Origin of the sequence: Azonexus sp. (assembly GCF_036170495.1) — a bacterium.
In the GTDB taxonomy this organism is placed as follows: domain Bacteria; phylum Pseudomonadota; class Gammaproteobacteria; order Burkholderiales; family Rhodocyclaceae; genus Azonexus.
In genome coordinates this window covers 12,870-14,171 of record NZ_JAVHPH010000177.1, presented here as the reverse complement: position 1 = coordinate 14,171, position 1,302 = coordinate 12,870, and the positions used below count along the sequence as shown (strand labels likewise).

The following is a 1,302-nucleotide window of genomic DNA, read 5'->3' as shown; positions in this document are numbered from 1 at the left end:
ACGCCGTTGATCGAACCAAGCATGGCCATTATTTGCACTCCTCAAGCAGCTTGTCGATCTGCTCCGGGTGCATGTGGCTGCACATCGAGCGGTTGTTGACGATGAAGACTGGCGCATCACCGCAGGCCCCCATGCATTCACCTTCCTTCAACGTGAATTTACCGTCCGGCGTCGTTTCACCATAGCCGATACCGAGCTTGTGCTGCAGGTATTCGCCGGCATGGTAGCCACCCGACAGCGCGCAAGGCAGGTTGGTACAGACCGTGATCTTGTACTTACCGACCGGCTTCAGGTCATACATGTTGTAGAAAGAGGCCACTTCGTAGGCAGCCATCGGCGGCATACCAAGATAGTTGGCAACGGCCTCGATGGACTCAGGGGCCAGCCAGCCTTTTTCTTCCTGGGCGTGAGCGAGACAGGCCATCGACGCCGACTGCTTCTGATCGGCGGGGTACTTGGCGACCTCGCGGGCAAACTTCTGGAGGGTTTCAGCGGAAAACATCAGCGGTCAATCTCGCCAAAAACAATATCTTGGGAACCGATAATCGTAACGACGTCGGCAATCATGTGGCCTCGGGACATCTCATCCAGACCGGCCAGGTGGACAAAGCCCGGGGCTCGAATCTTCATACGGTAAGGCTTGTTGGCACCATCGGAAACAAAGTAGATGCCGAACTCGCCCTTCGGGTGCTCGACTGCGGCATAAGCTTCGCCAGCCGGAACATGGATGCCTTCAGTGAAGAGCTTGAAGTGGTGAATCAGCTCTTCCATGTTGGTCTTCATGTTTTCACGCGGCGGCGGCGCCACCTTGTTGTTGTCGGTGATCACCGGGCCAGGATTTTTACGCAGCCAGGCGATACATTGCTTGATGATGTTGTTCGACTGGATCATCTCTTCCATTCGAACCAGGTAGCGGTCGTAACTGTCGCCATTGACGCCGACCGGCACATCGAAATTGATCTTGTCGTAGGCCGCGTACGGCTGCTTCTTGCGCAAGTCCCAAGCGATTCCCGAGCCGCGCAGCATGGCTCCGGTGAAGCCCATCTGCAGGGCGCGCTCCGGCGTCACGACACCGACATTGACCAGACGCTGCTTCCAGATCCGGTTGTCGGTCAGCAGGGTGTGGTATTCGGAATGATAGGTCGGGAAACGATTGGTGAAATCTTCGAGGAAGTCGAGCAGGGAACCGCTACGGTTCTCGTTCTTCTCGGCCGCCTTCTTGGCATTGGTCCAGGTTGATTCCTGATACTGCGGCATGCGGTCCGGCAGGTCGCGATAGACGCCGCCCGGACGATAGTAGGC

General features: G+C 57.0%; 2 protein-coding genes. Both read right to left on the bottom strand.

Going from position 1 to position 1,302, the window contains the following annotated elements; translation table 11 throughout:
- Positions 1-28: 28 nt before the first annotated feature.
- On the bottom strand, positions 29-502 hold the full coding sequence (nuoE, locus tag ADADOO_RS05935) for an NADH-quinone oxidoreductase subunit NuoE (protein WP_511275842.1): 474 nt from the start codon (positions 500-502) through the stop codon (positions 29-31).
- Positions 502-1,302: NADH-quinone oxidoreductase subunit D (locus tag ADADOO_RS05930; protein WP_511275841.1), on the bottom strand; the 801-nt coding region annotated here is incomplete at its 5' end. The genes ADADOO_RS05930 and nuoE, both read right to left, overlap by 1 nt.

What these genes read in the sequence shown, in the direction of transcription:
- nuoE (WP_511275842.1), bottom strand. Translation starts at nt 502, where the DNA reads ATGTTTTCCGCTGAAACCCTCCAGAAGTTTGCCCGCGAGGTCGCCAAG.